Annotated in this window: 15 protein-coding genes and 2 pseudogenes; 4 read left to right on the forward strand and 13 right to left on the reverse strand. The window is 71.7% G+C overall.

Features of this window, described 5'->3' with window-relative positions:
- The 7 genes from murG to IEY20_RS06360 all read right to left on the reverse strand — a co-directional run.
- A partial coding sequence (gene murG, locus IEY20_RS06330) for an undecaprenyldiphospho-muramoylpentapeptide beta-N-acetylglucosaminyltransferase (RefSeq protein ID WP_188888975.1) occupies positions 1-1,098 on the reverse strand: 1,098 nt, incomplete at its 3' end.
- On the reverse strand, positions 1,095-2,519 hold the full coding sequence (ftsW, locus tag IEY20_RS06335; RefSeq protein WP_229727913.1) for a putative lipid II flippase FtsW: 1,425 nt from the start codon (positions 2,517-2,519) through the stop codon (positions 1,095-1,097). The genes ftsW and murG, both read right to left, overlap by 4 nt.
- The gene (gene murD, locus IEY20_RS06340; protein WP_175329655.1) at positions 2,491-4,035 is read right to left on the reverse strand and encodes a UDP-N-acetylmuramoyl-L-alanine--D-glutamate ligase; all 1,545 of its coding nucleotides are present in this window, start codon (positions 4,033-4,035) and stop codon (positions 2,491-2,493) included. The genes ftsW and murD overlap by 29 nt, the downstream gene beginning before the upstream one ends.
- Complete coding sequence (gene mraY / locus IEY20_RS06345) at positions 4,025-5,128, reverse strand: phospho-N-acetylmuramoyl-pentapeptide-transferase (protein ID WP_175329654.1); 1,104 nt, start codon at positions 5,126-5,128, stop codon at positions 4,025-4,027. The genes murD and mraY overlap by 11 nt, the downstream gene beginning before the upstream one ends.
- A complete protein-coding gene (locus tag IEY20_RS06350; RefSeq protein WP_175329653.1) occupies positions 5,125-6,675 on the reverse strand; it encodes a UDP-N-acetylmuramoyl-tripeptide--D-alanyl-D-alanine ligase in 1,551 nt (516 codons plus the stop codon). The genes mraY and IEY20_RS06350 overlap by 4 nt, the downstream gene beginning before the upstream one ends.
- Positions 6,672-8,309 carry a Mur ligase family protein gene (locus IEY20_RS06355; RefSeq protein ID WP_175329652.1) on the reverse strand — a complete coding sequence of 546 codons (1,638 nt, stop codon included), beginning with the start codon at positions 8,307-8,309 and terminating at the stop codon, positions 6,672-6,674. Before IEY20_RS06355 ends, IEY20_RS06350 begins: the two co-directional genes overlap by 4 nt.
- A gap of 14 nt (positions 8,310-8,323) precedes the next feature.
- Positions 8,324-10,093: a peptidoglycan D,D-transpeptidase FtsI family protein gene (locus tag IEY20_RS06360; RefSeq protein ID WP_175329651.1), complete on the reverse strand. Its 1,770-nt coding sequence runs from the start codon at positions 10,091-10,093 to the stop codon at positions 8,324-8,326.
- 125 nt (positions 10,094-10,218) lie between these two features.
- Between IEY20_RS06360 and IEY20_RS17420 the strand changes: the two are divergent.
- Positions 10,219-10,353: pseudogene (locus tag IEY20_RS17420) on the forward strand (hypothetical protein); the annotation flags it as partial.
- Positions 10,354-10,542: 189 nt separating this feature from the next.
- Here IEY20_RS17420 and ftsL read toward each other — a convergent pair.
- From ftsL to IEY20_RS06380, 4 genes and pseudogenes are all read right to left on the reverse strand, one after another.
- Positions 10,543-10,902: pseudogene (gene ftsL / locus IEY20_RS17475) on the reverse strand (cell division protein FtsL); the annotation flags it as partial.
- A 1-nt stretch (position 10,903) separates the two neighbouring features.
- On the reverse strand, positions 10,904-11,878 hold the full coding sequence (gene rsmH, locus IEY20_RS06370) for a 16S rRNA (cytosine(1402)-N(4))-methyltransferase RsmH (protein ID WP_022904576.1): 975 nt from the start codon (positions 11,876-11,878) through the stop codon (positions 10,904-10,906).
- A 106-nt stretch (positions 11,879-11,984) separates the two neighbouring features.
- Positions 11,985-12,416, reverse strand: coding sequence for a division/cell wall cluster transcriptional repressor MraZ (gene mraZ, locus IEY20_RS06375; protein ID WP_022904577.1), 432 nt, complete (start codon positions 12,414-12,416; stop codon positions 11,985-11,987).
- 906 nt (positions 12,417-13,322) lie between these two features.
- Entirely contained in the window at positions 13,323-13,715 is a 393-nt protein-coding gene (locus IEY20_RS06380) for an SCO2097 family morphological protein (protein ID WP_022904578.1), read from the reverse strand.
- Positions 13,716-13,799: 84 nt separating this feature from the next.
- Between IEY20_RS06380 and IEY20_RS06385 the strand changes: the two genes are divergently transcribed.
- Positions 13,800-14,918 (forward strand): polyprenyl synthetase family protein, encoded by a 1,119-nt coding sequence (locus IEY20_RS06385; RefSeq protein ID WP_175329650.1) that lies wholly within the window; start codon positions 13,800-13,802, stop codon positions 14,916-14,918.
- A 75-nt stretch (positions 14,919-14,993) separates the two neighbouring features.
- Here the strand turns inward: IEY20_RS06385 and IEY20_RS06390 are convergent, their stop codons facing one another.
- A complete protein-coding gene (locus tag IEY20_RS06390) occupies positions 14,994-15,350 on the reverse strand; it encodes an Rv2175c family DNA-binding protein (protein ID WP_229727915.1) in 357 nt (118 codons plus the stop codon).
- 170 nt (positions 15,351-15,520) lie between these two features.
- On the opposite strand from IEY20_RS06390, the gene IEY20_RS06395 reads away from it, so the two are divergent.
- Positions 15,521-16,780 (forward strand): LysM peptidoglycan-binding domain-containing protein, encoded by a 1,260-nt coding sequence (locus IEY20_RS06395; RefSeq protein WP_229727916.1) that lies wholly within the window; start codon positions 15,521-15,523, stop codon positions 16,778-16,780.
- A gap of 136 nt (positions 16,781-16,916) precedes the next feature.
- Positions 16,917-18,950 carry a Stk1 family PASTA domain-containing Ser/Thr kinase gene (pknB, locus tag IEY20_RS06400; protein ID WP_175329649.1) on the forward strand — a complete coding sequence of 678 codons (2,034 nt, stop codon included), beginning with the start codon at positions 16,917-16,919 and terminating at the stop codon, positions 18,948-18,950.
- 385 nt (positions 18,951-19,335) lie between these two features.
- On the opposite strand, the gene IEY20_RS06405 is transcribed toward pknB, so the two are convergent.
- Positions 19,336-20,721, reverse strand: a complete 1,386-nt coding sequence (locus IEY20_RS06405; RefSeq protein WP_188888977.1) for a class II 3-deoxy-7-phosphoheptulonate synthase — start codon at positions 20,719-20,721, stop codon at positions 19,336-19,338.
- Between the last annotated feature and the right edge of the window lie 11 nt (positions 20,722-20,732).

Consider the following 20,732-nt stretch of genomic DNA (forward strand, 5'->3'; position numbering starts at 1 on the left):
TGCGTTCCGCGCGGCGTCGGTCGTCGCGTTCCGCGCGGCGTCGAGCACGAGGTCCGTCATCCGGTCGGCGCCGTCGCGGTGTCCGACGCTGCCCGCACGGACCGCCATGCTCGCGATGCGGGCACGGTCCTGCAGGAGCGTCAGGAGCTGGAACGTCACCCAGTCCTGGTCGAATTCCTCGTCGGCGACGAGGACCGCTCCCCCGGCGTCGACGACGTCCTTCGCGTTGTGGCGCTGCTCGCCGTTGCCGACCGGGTACGGCACGAGGACGCTCGGGAGGCCGACGGCGGTCAGCTCGCAGACCATGCCGGCGCCGGACCGGGAGACCACGAAGTCGCTCGCGGCGTACGCGAGGTCCATGCGGTCGCAGTACGGCAGCACGTGGTACCCGTCGAGGTCGCTCGGCCCGATGTCCGACTTCGCGCCGACGACGTGCAGCACCTGCCACCCCGCACCGACGATCGCCGCCGCGCTGCGGTTCACCGTGCGGTTGATGCTCCGCGCGCCCGACGAGCCACCGGTCACGAGCAGCACCGGACGGTCCGGGTCCAGACCGAACTCGGCGAGCCCCTCGGCCCGGGCCGCCCGGCGGTCGAGGGACTCGACCTCGCGCCGCAGCGGCATGCCGACGACCCGGCCGTGCCGGAGCCGGGTGTTCGAGAACGTGACGCCGACGTGCTCGGTGAGGAACGCGGCGAGACGGTTCGCGAGGCCCGGCTTCGCGTTCTGCTCGTGCACGACGATCGGGGTCCCGGTGCGACGGGCCGCGATGTACGCCGGCGCGGCCGCGTAGCCGCCGACGCCGAGCACGACGTCGACGTCCCGGTCACGGATGATCTGCTCCGTGCGGCGCACCGCGCGCGCGAACGCGCCCGGGAAGCGCAGGGCTGCGGCGTTCGGCTTGCGCGGGAACGGCAGGCGCGGGATCGTCAGCAACTCGTAGCCGCGCATCGGGACCAGGCGCGACTCGAGGCCCTCGGCCGTGCCGAGCACGAGCACCTCGGCGTCCGGGTCGCGCTCGGTCAGCCGGTCGGCGACCGCGAGCAACGGGTTGACGTGACCGGCGGTGCCGCCGCCGGCGAAGAGGTAGCGGCTCACCGCTGGGCTCCGTTCGTGCGTGTGCCGCGCGGGGACGAGGTGGTCCCGGCGCGCAGGGTGGTGCCGGGGTCGAGGCCGGCGTCGTCGTTCCGCTTGCCCGGCAGGTCACGCGCGAAGGAGAGCACCACGCCGATCGCGACGAGCGTCATGATGAGCGCCGAACCACCGGCGGAGATGAGCGGCAACGGGACGCCGAGGACCGGCAGCAGCCCCAGGACGACCGCGATGTTGACGAGGGCCTGGCCGATGATCCAGGCGAGGATGCCGCCGGTGACGGTCTTCACGAACGGGTCGCGGCTCTGCCGGATCACCTTGATCATGCTGATCGCCAGCACGACGAAGAGGGCGAGCACGACGACCGCGCCGATGAGTCCGAGTTCCTCGCCGATGATCGCGAAGATGTAGTCGTTGTCGGCCTCGGGCAGCCAGGACCACTTGGCCTTCGAGTTGCCGAGCCCGACGCCGAAGACCCCGCCGGACGCCAACGCCCACATGCCGTGCACGGGCTGCCAGCAGAGGTCCTGGTACTGGTTCGAGTCGGTGCAGCCGGAGAGCCAGGCACTGATGCGGTACGACCGCGACGAGGACGACATCGTGACGAACGGCAGCGCGACCGCGATCGCGCCGACGACGGCGAGCAGGTGCTTGGCCCGGGCGCCGCCGATGTAGAGCGCGCCCAGCACGAGGATGAGCATGATCATCGCCGTGCCCTGGTCGCCCCCGAGGAGCACGAGGCCGAGCGGGAGGAGGATCGCGATCCCGATCGGGACGAACAGCTCCTTCCAGTTGTCGAGCTTGTCGCGCTTGACGTACATGATCGCGCCGACGCCCAGCGCGAGGCCGAGCTTCACGGCCTCGGACGGCTGCGCGGTGAACGAGCCGATGCCGATCCAGTTCCGGTTGCCCTGCACCTCGATGCCGAGCGGCGCGTAGACGAGCAGCTGCAGCGCGAGGGCGGCGCCGAAGATCCGCATGGCCCACTTCCGCCAGACGCGGGAGGGGACGCGGCTCGCGATGAGCATGAGCGGCACACCGAGCACGGCGTAGAGGCCCTGGCGCGAGGCTGCTCCGAAGAAGTCGTGCGTGGCGGCGTACTGCTCGACGCTCGACGAGGACAGCACCATCACGACGCCGAAGACGACGAGGAAGAGTGTGACGCCGAGGATCGTGTAGAACGTCGCGGACTCGGCCACGAACACGTTCTTCACCGCGACCACGGCACCCTGCGGACGACGCCGCCCGGAGGCGCCGGTGTCGGTCGCACGCCCGGTGCGTGCGGCACCCGTCATCGCGCCGCGTGCGGCACCCGTCGTCGCGCCGCGTGCGGCACCCGTCGTCGCGCTGCGTGCGGCACCCGTCGTCGCGCCGCGTGCGGCACCCGTCGTCGCGCCGCTAGTGCCGTTCGCCGGAAGGTCCGCCATCGCCGTTTCCTCCCAGGTGCTCGTGGACCGCCGCCGCGAACCGACGCCCCCGGTCGGAGTACGAGTCGAACTGGTCGAACGACGCCGCAGCCGGGGCGAGGAGGACCGTGTCGCCCGGCCTCGCGACCGATGCGGCATGCCGGACCGCCTCGGGCATGACCTGATCAGTGTCCGATGCCTCGACCTGCAGGACCGGGACCGACGGCGCGTGTCGCGCGAATGCCTCCAGGACCGGCTGCCGGTCGGTGCCGATGACGACGACGCCGCGGACACCGGGGCCGAACCGCGCCACGAGCCCGTCGATGTCGACGCCCTTGAACAGGCCGCCGACGATCCACACGACGGTGTCGAACGACGCCAGGGACGCGGTGGCGGCGTGCGGGTTCGTCGCCTTCGAGTCGTCCACCCAGGTGACGCCGTCGGCGCTCGCGACCAGTTCGGTGCGGTGGTGGTCGGCGCGGAATCCGCGGACCGCCTGCTGGATCGCTGCGGGCTGCACCGTCGCCGCACGGGCGAGGGCGGCCGCGGCGAGCACGTTCATGGTCATGTGGGGACTCGCGAGACCGGCGACCTCGAGGTCGGCGAGGGTCGCGAGCTCGAGCGCGCTCGACCGGCGGTCCTCGGTGAAGGCGCGGTCGCAGAGGACGTCCTCGACGACGCCGACGTCACCGGGTGCGGGCACTCCGGGGGTGAACCCGACGGCCCGGCACCCGTCGACGACGTCCGCCTGCTCGACCATGCCGCGGGTGACCTCGTCGGTGGTGTTGTAGACGCACGCCATCACCGTGCGCTCGTAGACCTTCGCCTTCGCCGCGCGGTACGCCTCGGCGGACCCGTGCCACTCGAGGTGGTCGTCCGCGATGTTGAGGCAGGCACTCGCGAGGGGCACGACCGCACCGTCGCCGGCGTCGGCCATGTAGTGCAGCTGGTGGCTCGAGAGCTCGACGACCAGCACGTCGAACCCGTCCGGGTCGCGCACGACGTCGAGCACCGGCACGCCGATGTTGCCGCACGACACCGCCCGCAGCCCGGCGGCCTCGAACATCGCGGTCGTCAGCTGGGTGGTGGTGGTCTTGCCGTTCGTGCCCGTGATGGTGACCCACGGCGCGGCGACCGGGCCGCGGACGACCTTGTCGCGAACACGCCACGCGAGCTCGATGTCACCCCAAACCGTGCTGTTCGTGGTCGCCCACTGCACGGTGGGGTTGTGCGGCGGCAGGCCGGGCGAGACCACGACGACGTCGGGCGCCTGGGCCACCAGTGCCTCGGGGACGGCGTCGAGCGGCGTGCGCTCGAAGCGGGCCCCGATCACGTCGAGCAGCTCGACCGTGTCCGCGGGACCGTCCGGGGCGTACACCGAGACCTCGCTGCCGAGCTCGACGAGGGTGTCCGCGACCGAGAAGCCCGTCGACCCGAGGCCGAGCACGGCGACGCGGAGACCCTTCCAGCCCTCGGCGTACCAGCTGTCGAGACCGGCGAGGCGAGCGGGGGTGGGCGCCGACGCGTCAGCCGACACGGGTGATCCACTCCAGGTAGAACAGTCCGACACCGCCGACGACGCAGAGACCGGCGATGATCCAGAACCGGACCACGACCGTCACCTCCGCCCACCCCTTCAGCTCGAAGTGGTGGTGCAGGGGACTCATCCGGAAGATGCGCTTGCCGTGCGTGATCTTGAAGTACGCCCGCTGCAGGATCACGGACCCGGTGACGATGAAGAACAGGCCACCGATGAGGACGAGCAGGAGCTCGGTGCGGCTGAGCACCGCGAGGCCGGCGAGGGCACCGCCGAGGCCGAGGGACCCGGTGTCGCCGAGGAAGATCTGCGCCGGGGACGTGTTGTACCAGAGGAAGCCGATCAGGCCACCGACGACGGCTGCGGCGACGACCGCGAGGTCGAGCGGGTTCGACACGGTGTAGCAGGCGTGCGCGGAGCTCTCGTCGAGCCGCGGGCTGCCGCACTGCTGGTTCGACTGCCAGAACCCGATGATCACGTATGACCCGATCGCGAGGATGCTCGAGCCGGTCGCGAGGCCGTCGAGGCCGTCCGCCACGTTCACGCCGTTCGAGGTGGAGACCGTGAGCAGCACGATCCACGCGAGGAACAGGATCGTGCCGATGACGGTGCCGAGCGCCATGAAGTCGAGCCACGGGACGTCGCGGATCGCGGAGATCATCGTCGACGCGGGCGGCTTGCCGTTGCCGGAGGGCACCACGAGGGCGACGGTGGCGAAGATCACGCCCACGATCACCTGACCGAGGACCTTGGCCCACCCGCCGAGCCCCAGGCTCCGCTGCCGGCGCACCTTGAGGAAGTCGTCCACGAAGCCGACGAACCCGAGCCCGACCATCAGGAAGAGCACGAGCAGGCCGGACAGCGTCACCGAGTCACGCCCGACGAGGTGCCCGACGAAGTACCCGAGCACCGCGCCGATGATGAGGACGATGCCGCCCATCGTCGCGGTCCCCCGCTTGGTGTGGTGGGACTGCGGGCCGTCGTCGCGGATGAACTGTCCCCACCCGAGCCGGTGGAACAGCTTGATGAAGAGCGGCGTGAGCAGCAGCGTGAACACCAGCGACACGGCGCCGGCGACCAGGAGCGCGATCATTCGGTGACTCCTCCGAGTCGGTCTCCGAGGAAGCGCAGTCCGGCGGAGTTCGAGGACTTGACGAGGACCACGTCGCCGGGGCGGAGCATGGCCTGCAGGGTGCGGACGGCCTCGTCGACGTCCTCGGTGAACACGGACTCGCCGTCCCACGATCCCTCGAGGGTGGCGGCCTGGTGGATCGGCATCGCGCCGCGGCCGACGACCACGAGCTGGCCGATGCCGAGCCGGACCACGAGCCGGCCGAGCCGGTCGTGCTCCTCCGTCGCGAACTCGCCGAGCTCGCTCATCTCGCCGAGCACGGCCACGGCGCGCTCCCCCGGACGCACGATCTGCGCCAGGGTGCGAAGCGCCGCTGCGGTCGAGTCCGGGGACGCGTTGTACGCGTCGTTGATGACCGTCACGCCCTCCGGTCCACCCGGGAGGATCTCCATGCGCCAGCGCTCGGCCCGCGTCATCGACGCGAGCGCCTCGGCGCCGGTGGCGAGCGGGACGCCCCACAGGTTCGCTACGGTCAGCGCCGCGCTGGCGTTCATCGCGTGGTGTTCCCCGATGATCGCGAGGCGGACGTCGGCGGTCTCGCCGAGGTGATCCGTGCCTCTCCCCACCGGCACGGCCGGCTCGCCGCTGGCGCGTCGATCCGGGACCGGCGGCGTGGGCCCAGGCTGGTCGGCGGCGGGCCCGGTCAGCGTGAAGCGGGTGCCGCTGCGGTCCGTCTCGATGCCGGTGATGCGGTAGTCGGCGTCCGCCGACGTGCCGAAGCCGACGACGCGGGCACGGGTGAGCCCGCGCATCGCGGCGACGCGGTCGTCGTCGACGTTGAGGAGGGCGGTCGCGGTCTCCGGCAGGTCGGTGACCATCTCGGACTTGGCCTTCTGGGTGGCCTCGATCCCGCCGAACTCGCCGGCGTGCGCGAGGCCCACCTTGAGGACGACGCCGACGTCGGGCTCGGCGATCGAGACGAGCTTCGCGATGTGGCCCTTGCCGCTCGCCCCCATCTCGACGACGAGGAAGCGGGTGTCGTGGGTGATCCGCAGCATCGAGATCGGTGCGCCGACGTGGTTGTTGAACGAGCCCTTCGGCGCGATCGTCTCGCCCTGCGTGGGCAGGATCGTCGCGAGCATGTTCTTCGTGCTCGTCTTGCCGTTCGAGCCCGTGATGCCGACGACCCGGAGTGGGGCCGGGCGGCCCTCGGCGTCGACACGGTCCGCGCTCGATGCGCGGACCCGGGCGACGACGTCGTGCGCGAGCGCGGCGAGGGCGGCGTACCCGTCGGTGACGACGATCTGCGGCGCGGTGGTGTCCACGCGCTCCGGCGTGACGATCAGCGCTGCGCCGGCCTCGGTCGCGGCGGGGACGAAGCGGCGACCGTCGGTGACCTCGCCCGGGAGGGCGAAGAAGACGCTGCCCGGACCGACGAGGCGCGAGTCGGTCTCGACGGACCCGTCGACGACGAGGTCCGCCTGGTCGGCGACGTCCGCCTCCTGGGCACCACTGATGAGCTCGCCGTCGACCGCGGCGGCGATCTCGGCGAGGGTCATGGCGATCATCGCGTCTCCTCCTGCGGGCCGCTGTTCGGTTCCCAACCGGCTTCGCGGAGGGCCTGTCGCGCCTCGTCGCGGGCCGAGTAGGGCGTGCGCACCCCCTGGATGTCGCGGTAGTCCTGGTGTCCCGGGCCGGCCCAGAGGATCGAGTCCCCCTCGCCGAGCAGGCCCACGGCCTTCCGGATCGCGGCCTCGGGCGGGCTCACCTCGTAGAGCTCGTGGTCCGGGTACGCCTCGCGCGCGGCGTCGACCAGGGTCTTCCGGATCGACGCGGCGTCCTCGAAGCGCGGGTGGTGGTCGGTGACGATCAGGATGTCGCTGCCGGCGGCGGCGACGCGGGCCATGTCCGGGCGCTTGGTCGTGTCGCGGTCGCCGTCAGCGCCGAACAGCATGAGGACCTTGCCGGGGGTGAACTGGCGGACCGCCGCGAGGGTGTTCTCGAACGCGTCGGGGCTGTGGCCGAAGTCGACGTACACGCTCGGGCCGTGCTCGCCGGAGACCCGCTCGGTGCGACCGGGGAGGTAGCACTCGATCGCGCTCGTCGGCTCGTCGCGCTGCTCGCGCTCGTCCTCGTCCGGGTAGCGGCGGTGGTTCGACTCGAGCGCGTGCGCGATGGCACCGAGCTCGAACCCGCCCTCGACGAGCATGACGATCGCGAGCGCGGCGTTCGCGGCCATGTGCCAACCGATGAGCGGCACACGGGTCGTGAGTTCGCGTCCCTCCGGCCCGGTCAGGCGGAACTCGGTGTACGCGGCGTGCGCCTCGACGATGTCGACGTGCCACTCGGCCTCGACGTCCGGGTGCACCGTGATGGTCGTCACCGGGATGCGGGAGTCCTGCACCACGCGCTGGCCCCAGTCGGTGTCGAGCGAGACGACCCCGCGACGGGCGTGCTCGGGCTGGAAGAGCGGCAGCTTGGCCTGGTAGTACTCCTCCATGTCGGCGTAGTCGTCGAGGTGGTCGTGCGACAGGTTCGTGAACCCGGCGACGTCGAACACGATGCCGTCGACACGGTGCCGGCTGAGCGCCTGCGCGCTGACCTCGACGGCAACCGCGCGCACCTCGGCCTCGCGCATGCGGGCGAGGAGGGCGTGCATCTCGCTCGCCTCCGGGGTCGTGAGCCGGCTGGTCACGCTGAGCGTGCCGATGTGCCGCTCGGCCGTGGAGCTGAGGCCGGTGACGAGCCCGAGCTGCTTGAGGACGCCCTCGAGGATGTAGGAGGTGCTCGTCTTGCCGTTCGTGCCGGTCGTCGCGAAGAGCTGCGGGAGGTCGCTGGCCTCGTCCGGGTGGGTGCGGTAGACCCACGCGGCGACGTCGCCGAGCGCGGCCCGCGGGTCGTCGACCACGAGCACGGGGAGCCCGGACGGCTCGACCAGGGCGACGCCGTCCGCGTCGGTCAGCACCGCGACGGCACCGCGCTCGGCGGCCTCGGTCGCGAACTGGGCTCCGTGGCGGTTCGCGCCGTGCACACCGACGAACAGGTCACCGGGCTGCACCTCGGCAGCGCTCAGGGTGACACCCGTGGCCTCGACGCCGTCGACCGAGCCGACGACGCGCAGCCCGAAGCCGTTCGCCAGTTCGGCGACCGATCGGGGGGTGGGGTGTTCGGGTCGGAGGACCGGGGGGATCCGTGCGGACAAGTGCTCCTTCTTCCTCACCACGTGGACGGGTACAGCTTCGCCTCGGACGCGGAGGGGGTTACTCGGTACTTCTCGAGCACCTGGGACATGAGGGTTCGGAACGCCGGAGCCGCTCCGGACGAGAACTTGCTCGTCTGCGGCTTCGTGAACGTCACCGTGACAACATACTGGGGGTCTTCGGCGGGTGCCATTCCGGCCACCGAGATGATGCGCTGACCGCCGTAGCCACCGGACCCCTCGGCCACCTCGGCGGTGCCGGTCTTCGCCGCGACGTTGTAGCCCGAGATCGGCTCCATGCCGTTGAGCGTGCCGCCGCGGACGACGCTCTGGAGCATCCCGACCGTCTGCTGCGCGGCGCTGGCGGACACCACGCGCTCGGGCTGCACGTCGGGCGCGTCGATCGTCTTGCCGTCGGCCGTCACGCAGCCCTTGACGAAGTGCAGCGGGATCCGGACACCCTGGTTCGCGAGCGTCTGGTAGATGCTGGCGACCTGCAGCGCGGTCGTGGAGATGCCCTGGCCGAACATCGAGTTGATGCCGGTCTGCTCGTCCCACTGCGGGCTGGAGCCGTACTGCATGCCCGGCTGGCCCGGGTAGTCGATCGCGGACTCGGGTTCGAACAGGCCGAACTTCTTCATGTAGTCGTAGCGCTGCTGCGCCGTCAGACGTTCACCGAGCTCGGTGATGCCGACGTTCGAGGAGTCCTGCAGGATCCCGGTGAGCGTGAGCTTCTCGGTCTCGTGGTACTCGGCGTCGTGGATCGAGCCGCCCCACGGGAAGGTGCGCGAGTACGGGACGGTGGTGCCGTCCGTCGGGCTCGACTTCCCCTGGTCGATGAGCGCGGCGGCGATCGCGGCCTTGATCGTCGAACCGGGCTCGTACGTGTCGGTGATCGCGCGGGACCCGAAGGCACCCTTGTCCGTGGTGCCGTCGACGTTGTTCGGGTCGACCGTCGGCCAGTCCGCGACCGCGAGCAGCTCGCCGGTCTTCGCGTTCGTGACCGTCGCCGTCGCCGACTGCGCCTGCAGCTGCTTCGCCGCCGACGCGATCGTCTGGTCCGCCATGTACTGCAGGTCGCTGTCGATGGTCGTCTCGAGCGTGCCGCCGTCCTTCGCCTGCTTCGTCGTCACGGTCGAACCGGGGAGCTGGACGCCGTCCGCGCCGCGTTCGTACGTCTGCGACCCGTTCGTGCCGGCGAGGCACTTGTCGTACGCGTACTCGAGGCCGGCCTGGGCACCGTCGGTCCCCATGAAGCCGGTGACGTTGCCCGTGGTCGCGCCCGTCGGGTACACACGGGCGGACTGCGGCACGGCGTAGACCCACGGGATCTGCAGCGCGACGACCGCCTCGTAGTGCTTCACGTCGAGGCCCTTGACGAGGTACGCGAAGTCCGACTCCGGATCCGCGGCGATGTTCTGCCGCATGGTCTTCAGGTCACCCCCGGAGGCCTCGACGAGGGCGCCCAACGCGGTGTCGACGCTGACGTGCTTGACCCGTGTGCCGCCGAGCTTGCCCTGGAACTTCGAGACCAGCCGCGGCGCCGTCGTGATGTTGTACCGCGTGACGCTGTCGGCGAGTTCGACGCCGTTCCGGTCGACGATCGCGCCGCGGTCGCCGTAGACGGTGACCGGGATGCTCCGCTTCGCCTCGGACGCCTTGTCGAGGTCGGCGGCCTGCACCACCTGGATGTCGACGAGCCGGACGACGAACACCGCCACGAGCGCGATCACGGCGATCATGACGACGCTGTAGCGCAGTCGGCGGTTGCGGATCGTCTTCGTCACGCGGCGCGGTCCTTCCGGGTGGTCGGCACCAGCCGTGGTCACCGAGCGGTGGCCGAGCCGGCCCGTCGGTCACCGGGCGGTGGTCGGCCCCAGCCCGCTGATCACCGGGTGGTGGGTGCCTGCAGTTGGTTCGGGTCGGACTCTACGGAGGACTTCGGGGATGCCCCGTCCGACGCGCTGGCGCCGCTGGTCTTCTCAGCGTCCGTCGCGGTGGCGTCGTTCTTCGCCGCGCTGTCCTTCGCCGCGCCGTCCTTCGCGGTGCCGTCCTTCGCGGTGCTGCCCTTCGCGGTGCCGTCCGTCGCGGTGCCGTCCTTGCTCGCGTCCTTCGTGACCAGCGGCACGTCCTGCAGCAGGGAGTTCGGCACGAGGTTCTGCGTGCTCGCGGTCCCCTCGTCGGCCTTCGCCGGGGTGGGGGTGCCGTACACGCGACCGGTCTTCGGGTCGAGGTACACCGGCGTGGAGTTCGCGATCATGCCGAGGCCCTGGGCGTTCCGCGCCAGGTTCTGCGGCGAGTCGAGCACCCGGAGTTCCTCGGAGAGCGACTGCTGGGTCCGTGCGAGCTTGGTCTGCTGCGCGTCGAGGGAGTTCAGCGTGTAGGCGCCCTGGCTCAGCACCATGCTGATGCCGAGCTGCGCGAGGAGCAGCACGCCGAGCGCCGACACCGCGACGACGGCGTACGCGATCCGGGGACGGGCCCGGCGCTGCGCCTTGCTCGGGGCGACCTCGACGAGCTCGGGGCGGTCCTGCCGTGCGGGGCGGGGCGCGCTGGACGGGACGACGGGGTCGACGAGTGCGAGGTTCGTGCTCATGTCACTTCCGGATCCGTTCGGCCGCGCGCAGGCGCACGGGGATGGCTCGGGGGTTGGCGGCCCGTTCGGCCTCGTCGGCGAGCTCCGCGCCCTTCACGACGAGGCGGAACGTGGGGCGGTGCTCGGGCAGCTCGACGGGCAGGCCGGCCGGGGCGCTCGAGGTGGTGCGGGCCGCCAGCTCGCGCTTGACCATGCGGTCCTCGAGCGACTGGTACGACTCGACGACGATGCGACCGCCGACCGCGATGGCGTCGAGCGCCGCCGGGATCGCCCGCTCCAGGACGCTGAGTTCTGCGTTCACCTCGATGCGGAGGGCCTGGAAGACGCGCTTGGCCGGGTGCCCCTGGCGCTGGATCGCCACCGGCGTCGCATCGTGCAGCACCTGGACCAGGTCGCCCGACATCTCGAACGGCTTCGTCGCACGCCGCTCGACGATCGCCCGGGCGTAGCGGCCGGCCAGCTTCTCCTCCCCGTAGCGCTGGAAGATGCGGCGCAGCTCGCCCTCGTCGTAGGTCGCGAGGACGTCGGCCGCGGTCTGTCCCTCGGTACGGTCCATGCGCATGTCGAGCGGGGCGTCCTGGCTGTACGCGAAGCCCCGCTCCGCCCGGTCGAGCTGCAGCGAGCTGACGCCGAGGTCGAACAGGACGCCGTCGACCTCGGTGAAGCCCTCGCCCTCGATCGCCTCGCCGATGCCGTCGTACACGGTGTGCACGAGACGGACGCGGTCGCCGAAGCGGGCCAGCCGGTCGCCCGCGATGCCGAGCGCGTCGGTGTCGCGGTCGAGGCCGATCACGGTGAGCTCCGGGAATCGTTCGAGCAGCCCCTCGGAGTGGCCGCCCATGCCGAGGGTCGCGTCGACGACGACCTTGCCCGGTCCCTCGAGCGTCGGCGTGAACAGGTCGACGATGCGCTGGAGCATCACCGGCGTGTGCGGGAAGCGTTCCCGCTGGTCGTTCGGTTCGGTCGCATCGGCCATGTCAGCCCCTGTGCCTTCCGGGCCACGGGTCCGGATCCCCATCCATGCGACCTGACGTCGGGGAAGTGACGTCAGGGCACCACGGCTGGGAGTCCCGATCCGCGGATCAGAAGATCCCCGGGATCACCTCCTCGTCGTTGTCGGCGAAGCCCTCTTCGACCTCGGCGTAGTAGGCCTCCCACGCGGGGGTCGACCAGATCTCGGCGCGGTCACCGGAGCCGATGACCGTCAGGTCCCGCTCGAGCCCCGCGTAGTCGCGGAGGTTCTGCGGGATCGTGACGCGGTTCTGCTTGTCGGGCTGCTCCGCGCTCGCTCCGGAGAGGAACAGACGCATGTAGTCCCGGGTGCGCTTCGACGTCATCGGAGCGGTGCGGATGCGCTCGTGGAGTTCCTCGAACGTGTCCGCGCTGAAGACGACGACGCAGCGCTCCTGCCCGCGGGTCATCACGAGCCCCCCGGACAGCTCGTCCCGGAACTTGGCGGGGAGGATCACGCGACCCTTCTCGTCGAGCTTCGGGGCGTAGGTACCGAGCAGCACGTCGGGCCTCCCCTCCGCTCCACCGGACCGTTGCGAGCCCCACTTTACTCCACTCCCCTCCCCGCGGCCATGATTCCGCTCCCGAAATCGCCCTCGTGCCCCGTTCTGGGGCGGTCGGGGCGGGGTGGATCGCGGCGCTCTGCGGCTGTGATGCCCGGATTCCCGGGGATGTGGAACGGCGAGGAGGGCGTGGAGGGAAGTGGAGGAGATTCGCAGCCCGGTGGCGGTCAGGAGGCGCGGTTCGGCCTCGCCACGCCGCTCACGTCCGGCGAGGGGTCGCGTCCGGCCGCGGCGTCCGGCAGCTCGTCCCGCCCGCGGCCGGTCACGACACCCCGCCGGAACCCCGCCGGCCGGTCACGAGCCGTCGCCCGACCGCGCCCAGAGCGACACGTCGTGACCGCTCGAGAGCACGCGCGCGGGGTGTCGCGACCCATCGGCCGGGCACCTCCGATCGCCCACGGCCGGTCACGACACCCCGCCCGCACCCCGCCGGCCGGTCACGAGCCGTCGCCCGACCGCGCCCAGAGCGACACGTCGCGACCGCCCGACAGCACGCGCGCGGGGTGTCGCGACCCCTCCGCCGGACGCCCCGCACGCCCCCGCCCCGCACGCCCCGCACGCCCCGGACGCCCCGGACGCCCCGGACGCGCCACACTCGACCCACGCCGCCGCTGGTCGCGGAACCTGCCGCTCAGGTTCGGAGCAGCCCGACGATCGGTGCGACCAGTGCGCCCCGCACGCGGCACGTCCTGCGACCAACCCACTCCGGCGCGTCGCAGCGAGCCCCTACCAACCCGACGAACCCCGACCCAGGGCCCCGAGACCGAAGCCGAGGACGGGCGGACCCCGGGAACGCAGAACGGGGCCGGTCCCGAAGGACCGACCCCGTGGAGGCGTGTGGAGGAGCTACTGCCCCTGCTCGTTGCGCTTGTCCCAGCGCTCGTTCATGCGGTCCATGAAGGACCCGCCCGACGACGACGGCCGCGACCCCCGCGAACCAGGGGACTTCGGCGTCCGACCCGGCTTCGCCTTCGGCGCGCGCATGCCCGGCCGCAGCGCGAACAACACGCCGGCGAGCATGATCACGAACCCGAGGATCCCGATGAGCGGCTGGCGGATGACCAGCCCGACGATGACGACGGCGACGCCGGCGAGAGCCGCCAGCACCCCGAGCGCGATCGACGTGTAGGTCGGACGGCCCTGGCGCCGCGTCACGCGCGCGACGAAGTCGGAGTCGTTCTGGTAGAGGCTGCGCTCCATCTCCTCGAGGAGGCGCTGCTCTTGCTCCGAGAGTGGCATCTGTGTTCCCTCTTGTTCTTGGGATCGACGCAAGGTTTTGGTTGGCCGATTCTACGTCCCGACCGCTCCACTAGGGTAGGGAGTGTGGCTGAGAGTACGCGATTAGTGGACCTCGTTTCCGCACGGATCGAACGGGCCCTCGACGAGCAGCGTGAACGGCTCCTCGCGATCAGCCCCGACCTCGCCCCGTTCGACGAGTACGCGCGGGACCTGCTGTCCGGCGGCAAGCGCTTCCGAGCCCTGTTCTGCTATTGGGGCTGGCAGTCCGTCGCCGGTCGGTCCGGCTCGTTCGACCCGCTGGCCGAGGGCTCCCGCCAGACCACCGCCGAAGCGATCGTCACCGTGGCCGCTGCGCTCGAGGTCTTCCACGCCGCGGCCCTCGTGCACGACGACATCATGGACCGGTCGGACACCCGTCGTGGCCGCCCGGCCGTGCACCGTCGGTTCGAGGCGCTCCACCGCGACTCGGGCTTCACGGGCGACCGCGCGCAGTACGGCACGAACTCGGCGCTCCTGCTCGGCGACCTGCTGCTCTCCCTGAGCGACGCGGTGTTCGACGAGGGTCTCGCGCTCCTCGACCCGGCACGGGCGCGCATCGTCCGTCAGGAGTTCCACGCCATGCGTCTCGACGTCACCGCGGGGCAGTACCTCGACGTGCACGAGGAGACCGCCTGGCCCGCGATCGACGAGAGCGAACACCTGCTCCGGGCCCAGCGGGTCATCGTCTTCAAGTCGGCGAAGTACTCGGTCGAGGCCCCGCTCGTCATCGGCGCGCTCGTCGCCGGGGCGAGCGAGTCGCAGCTCGAGGGCCTGCGCTCGTTCGGACTCCCCCTCGGCGTGGCCTACCAGCTGCGCGACGACATGCTCGGCGTCTTCGGCGATCCCGAGGTCACCGGCAAGCCGGCCGGCGACGACCTCCGCGAGGGCAAGCGCACCGTCCTCATCGCGAGCGCCCGCAAGACCCTCCCGCCCGGTCCGCGCCAGCTGCTCGACGAGCTCCTCGGCGACCCGGACCTCGACGAGGGTCAGGTGCAGATGCTCCGCGCCACCCTCACCGACTCGGGTGCCGTCGCCGCGGTCGAGCGGTCCATCGACCGCCACGTGCAGCGTGCGAAGGCAGCGCTCGACGCCGCACCGCTCACCCCGTCCGCGCGGGAGCAGCTCGCGTCGCTGGCCGACACGGTCATCCGCCGCGTCGCGTAGTCGACGCGGTCGGTCGACGGCCGGGAGGCACGGGGCGGGCCCGCACCGCGCCTCCAGTCCGTCAGTGGGTCGCCACTAGAGCAGCGACTGGGCGATCCTGCGGACCTCGGCCTTGCGGCCCGCGCGGAGCGCGTTGATCGGCGAGTCGCCGATGGCGTCGTCGACGGCGAGCATCCAGCGGACCGCCTCGTCGTCGGAGAAGCCGTTGTCGCCGAGCACGATGAGCGTGCCCCGGAGTTCCGGGAGCGGCTCGGTGCCGTCGAGGAACTCGCTCGGCACCTTGAGCACGCCGTCCACCCGCGCAGGCAGGAGGGTCTTCTGCTCGAAGAGCCGGTGGATCCGGCCGGGGGTCACGCCGAGCAGGTCGACGAGGTCGGGGACCGTCAGCCAGCGTTCGGACAGGGTCGCGTCGTCAGTGGGTGCAGGACTCACCCGCCCCATGTTGCCAGAGCGACGGGGTCCTGCCACGCACCTCGCTCGTCACACGAGTCACACGCGCAACATCCGACTCTCTGGTTGACTTGGGACTCAGCCCGTGTCAGCGTGGAGCCACCTGTGAGTGCGCACACGCGCGCGCGGCTCACCGAGGACAGGAGACCACCGTGGACAACGCTGCAGACGAGGCCGCCCGCCGCGCTCGATCGGCCCGCTTCGCGACCGTGCCCATCGTCCTCGCGGGCACGATCGCGGTGACGGCCGGCCTCACCGGCCCCGTCGCCCACGCCGAGCCCCGGCACGACGACGAGGGCGCGGGGAACAAGCGCCACGTCGACCAGGACCGCAACGAGGGCGACCGGCCGGTGTTCAGCACCGCCGTCGCGCGGCCGGCCACGACGCGGGTCACGACGGTGGCCGCGGTCTCCCAGGCGCCGACGACCTACACCGTCCGTCAGGGCGACACGGTCTCGGGCATCGCGGCCCGGTACGGCCTGTCGGCGCAGGAGGTCCTGGTGCGGAACGGCCTCGGCTGGAACACGATCATCCACCCGGGCCAGACGCTCCACCTGACGAACGCGCCCGCGGTGCACCGGGCGCCCGCGCGGACCGCCACGACGACGTCGACGAGCACCACGAGCAGCTACCACGTCCGTTCCGGGGACACCGTCTCGGGCATCGCGGCGCGCATCGGCGTGTCGACGTCGGCGCTGCTCGGCGCGAACAACCTCTCGCAGCGCAGCGTGATCTACCCCGGGCAGACCCTCCGGGTGCCGTCCGCGCACCAGGCGGCTCCGTCCTCCCCGCGACCGGAGGTGTCCACGAGCACGGCGACCGCGTCGAGCGGCAGCGTGAAGATCAGCACCGGCGACACCATCGCGTCGATCGCCGCCGAGCACCACGTCTCCGTGAAGGCGCTGCTCGCCGCCAACGGCCTGAGCTACACGAGCACCATCTACGCGGGCAAGACCCTCGTGCTGCCGGGAGCGCCCACGGGCGCTGCGGTGTCCACCTCGGTGCAGGGATCCTCCACGACGCTGAGCGCCGAGCAGTGGCGGAACGCGGCGACGATCGTCAGCGTCGGCCGGTCGCTCGGCGTGCCGCAGCGCGGGCTCGTCGTCGCCCTCGCCGCCGCGATGCAGGAGTCGAGCCTCCGGAACCTCGCGGACGGCGACCGCGACTCGGTCGGCCTGTTCCAGCAGCGCCCGAGCCAGGGCTGGGGCAGCAAGGCGTCCCTGCAGGACCCGGCGACGGCCGCGAAGCGGTTCTTCCTCGGCAACCCCGGGCGCACGCGCGGCCTGCTCGACGTGCGCGGCTGGTCCTCGATGAGCGTCACCGACGCCGCCCAGGCCGTCCAGGTCTCGGCCTACCCCACGGCGTACGCGAAGTGGGGCGGCCCCGCCGAGACCTGGCCCGCCTCGCTCTGACGCCCTCGATCGGCCACGCCGGCCTGCCCCCACCGCGGCGCCGTCGACCCGGCAGTCTCATCCCTGAGATCGAGATCGGGTAACGGTCGGAGCGTCACGGCGGGCCTGTGCGGTCCGGATTCGTAGAATGCCGCAGATGACCACGAACGCCACGGACCCGATGATCGGTCGCATGATCGACCGCCGGTACCGTGTGCGCTCGCGGATCGCCCGCGGCGGCATGGCGACGGTCTACCTCGCGACCGACGTCCGACTCGAGCGCCGCGTGGCGATCAAGATCATGCACGGGCACCTGGCCGACGACCAGGCGTTCCGCGAACGCTTCATCCAGGAAGCCCGTTCGGCCGCACGGCTGTCGCACCCGAACCTCGTGGGCGTGTACGACCAGGGTGCCGAGGACGACACCGCCTACATCGTCATGGAGTACATCCCGGGCATCACCCTGCGGGACCTCCTCCAGGAACACCACGCCCTGACGCCCGAGCAGGCGACCGACATCCTCCGCGCCGTCCTCGCCGGGCTGGCATCCGCCCACCGCGCCGGGATCGTGCACCGCGACCTCAAGCCCGAGAACGTCCTGCTCGCCGACGACGGCCGCATCAAGCTCGGCGACTTCGGTCTCGCCCGCGCCACGACGGCGAACACGGCCACGGGCGCCGCGCTCCTCGGCACCATCGCCTACCTCTCCCCCGAGCTCGTCACGCGGGGTGCGGCGGACTCCCGCAGCGACATCTACGCGCTCGGCATCATGCTCTACGAGATGCTCACCGGCGAGCAGCCGTACAAGGGCGACCAGCCGATGCAGATCGCGTACCAGCACGCGAACGACACCGTGCCGCCGCCGAGTGCGTCGATCCCCGGCGTCCCGCCCGAGCTCGACGAGCTCGTGGCCTGGGCGACCGCTCGGAACCCAGGTGACCGGCCGGCGGACGCCCGCGAGATGCTCGACCACATGTCCGGCGGGCTGCAGCGCGCGACCGGGCAGTACCGCACCGCCGTGCTCCGGCCGGAGAACGCCACCGCGATCCTGCCCTCCGAGGGCCCGGCCGCACGCACGCCGTCGTCGGTCGGTTCGGCACCGGAGGACGACTCCGCCGACGCCACCACCGTGATCGACCGGTCCGCAGGCGCCGCACCCGTCGGTCGTGGTCGCAACCAGCCCGGACCCCGGCGGACGGGCTCGCAGCCAGGCGCCCTCTCCCCCGCCGCGCAGCGCCTCGCCGACAAGTCGGCCAAGCGCCGGAAGCGCGGGTGGATCGTCTTCGCGGTCATCGTCCTGCTCGCCCTCGTCGCGGGCACGATCGGGTGGGTGTACGGCCCCGGTCCGCTCGGCAACGTCCGCATTCCCGAGGTCGCGGGCAAGAGCGTCACCCAGGCACGCCAGCTCCTCGAGGCCCAGGGACTCCGCACGGCCGCCACCACCGCGCGCCGCTTCGACGCGGTCATCGCGAAGGGCGAGGTCTCGGCGACGAAGCCCGCGGCGAAGCGCGAGGTCCAGAAGGGCACCGCAGTGCAGCTCGTCGTGTCGAACGGGCCGCGGATGATCACGCTGCCCGCCATCATCGGGCAGCCCGAGTCGACCGTCACGGCCGCGCTCGACGACGACTTCGAACTGCAGGACAACCGCTACCAGTTCTCGGCCGACGCCGCGAAGGACACCGTGATCGCCGCCACCGGGCGCGACGCCTCCGGGCCCGTCGACCTCGGCACGGCCACCACCTACGCGGAGCGCGGGACGGTGACGCTCACGGTGTCGCTCGGACCGGTGCCCGACGTCGTCGGCAAGACGGTGGACGAGGCCGGTGCGACGCTCGAGGGCGTCGGGTTGCGACTCGGCTCCCAGGACCAGAAGTACGACGACCAGGTGCCCGAGGGCCAGATCATCTCCGCGAGCGTCGCCGACGACCCCGCGGTGCAGGGTTCGGCGGTCGACGTCGTCGTGTCGCGGGGGCCGGCGCCGATCCAGCTGCCGGACGTCCACGACAAGACGATCAACGACGCGACGAGCACCCTCGAGGGCCTCGGGCTGAAGGTCTCCGTCCCGGACTGCACGAACATCCTGTGCGGCTTCTACGACTGGAAGGCCACACTCCCGGTGACGGGGACGGACCCGCCCGCGGGCACCACCGTGCACCGCGGCGACACCATCACCCTCGCCTACGAGCAGTAGGGGCGCGGCGCCGCCGAGTCTCGCGTGCGCTGCGCCGAGTCTCGCGTGCGCTGCGCCGAGTCTCGCAGACAGCGACATTGCTCGTGGCCGCGAGCGCGAGACGTGTCGCTCACCGCGAGACTCGTGCCCGCGGCCGCGTGCGCGACCGGACCACCCACCGGCCGGGAGGCGCGGCGCGGGCCCGCACCGCGCCTCCCGGCCGGTACGCACGCGCGCACGCGCGGCGAGGCGAGTCTCGTGCCTGCTGGGGCGAGACTCGCTCACAGCGACGGGTCTCGTGCCCACGAGCGCAAAAACGGTCGCTCACCGCGAGACTCGGCGGCGCCGCGCGGCACGCGCGCCGCGCGTAGCGCGCGCCGCGCTCAGCGCGCGGCGCGCGCCGCGCTCAGCGCGCGGTGTGCGGGTGCGCCCCGAGCTCCTCGGCCACGAGGAACGCCAGCTCGAGCGACTGCAGGTGGTTCAGCCGCGGGTCGCACAGGGACTCGTACCGGGTCGCGAGCGTGGCCTCGTCGATGTGCTCGGAGCCGCCGAGGCACTCCGTCACGTCGTCGCCGGTGAGCTCGACGTGCATGCCGCCCGGGTACGTGCCGACCTCCCGGTGCGCCTCGAAGAAGCCGAGGACCTCGTCCACGACGTCGTCGAAGCGGCGGGTCTTGTAGCCGGTCGGGGTCGTCAGGCCGTTGCCGTGCATCGGGTCGGTCACCCAGAGCGGGTTCGCGTCCATGCACTTGATCGCCTCGAGCAGCTTCGGCAGCTCGTCGCGGATCTTGCCGGCACCCATGCGGGTGATGAACGTCAGGCGGCCGGGCTCGCGGTTCGGGTCGAGCTTCTCGACCAGGGCCTTCATGTCGTCGACCGAGGTGGTCGGGCCGAGCTTGACGCCGATCGGGTTCCGGACGCGCGACAGGAAGTCGACGTGCGCACCGTCGATGTCACGCGTGCGCTCACCGATCCAGATGAAGTGCCCGGACGTGTCGTAGGCCTGGCCGGACCGGGAGTCGATCCGGGTCATCGGGCGCTCGTAGTCCATGAGCAGCCCCTCGTGCGAGGCGTAGAACTCGACGTGCTTCAGCTCGTCGAAGTCCGCACCGCAGGCGTCCATGAAGCGGATGGCGCGGTCGATCTCCTTCGCGAGGTGCTCGTACCGGGCGTTCGCGGGGTTCGACGCGAAGCCCTTGTTCCACGAGTGCACCTGACGCAGGTCGGCGAAGCCACCCTGCGTGAAGGCGCGCACGAGGTTCAGCGTCGACGCAGCGGTGTGGTAGCCCTGCACGAGACGACGGGGGTCGGCCTGCCGGCTCTCCGGCGTGAAGTCGTACCCGTTGACGATGTCCCCGCGGTAGGCCGGCAGCGTGACGTCGCCGCGGGTCTCGAAGTCGCTCGAGCGGGGCTTGGCGAACTGGCCCGCCATGCGCCCCATCTTGATGACCGGCATCGAGGCGCCGTAGGTGAGCACGACCGCCATCTGCAGGATGGTCTTGACGCGGTCGCGGATGGAGTCCGCGGTGGCACCGGCGAAGGTCTCCGCACAGTCACCGCCCTGCAGCAGGAACGCCTTGCCCTGGGCCGCGGCGGCGAGACGGTCGCGCAGCTTGTCGACCTCGCCCGCGAACACGAGCGGCGGGAGCGTCGCGATCTCGGCCGAGGCGGCCTCGGCGGCGGCGGGGTCCGGCCACGTCGGCTGCTGCTTGATCGGGAGCGTGCGCCAATGGTCGAGCCCCTCGATGACGTCCGGATCCTGCAGGGCGACGAAGTCGGTCGACTCGAACAAGGCGTTACCTC

The sequence above is a fragment of the Curtobacterium luteum genome (assembly GCF_014646995.1).
GTDB classification, from domain to species: Bacteria; Actinomycetota; Actinomycetes; order Actinomycetales; family Microbacteriaceae; genus Curtobacterium; species Curtobacterium luteum.